At 47.9% G+C, this 240-nt stretch carries 1 protein-coding gene; it reads right to left on the bottom strand.

Annotated elements, in window-relative coordinates:
- A partial coding sequence (locus DWX59_RS29565) for a transposase (protein ID WP_235845216.1) occupies positions 1-240 on the bottom strand: 240 nt, incomplete at both ends.

Raw genomic sequence — 240 nt, 5'->3', positions numbered from 1 at the left:
CATCTGGCAGATATCATAGAACCACTCTTTCATGCGGTGTGCCAGACGCAGGTCCTCGCTATAGTGAAGCATTAAATCACAGGCCTGTTTGTTCTCATCTTTCAGCTTTTTATAGCGGGTCAGGATGAGTTTCCGGCTGCGTTTATAATACTTACGCAGGGAAACCGGCATGGACCGCTGCAGCCGTTTGCGTACGTTTTCAATCGCCCATGTCACCTGCCGGATGAAATGATATTTATC

It is taken from the genome of Enterocloster aldenensis, assembly GCF_003434055.1.
Lineage (GTDB): Bacteria > Bacillota > Clostridia > Lachnospirales > Lachnospiraceae > Enterocloster > Enterocloster aldenensis.
The sequence above is the reverse complement of the archived record's forward strand: the minus strand, read 5'-3'. Positions and strand labels throughout refer to the sequence as shown.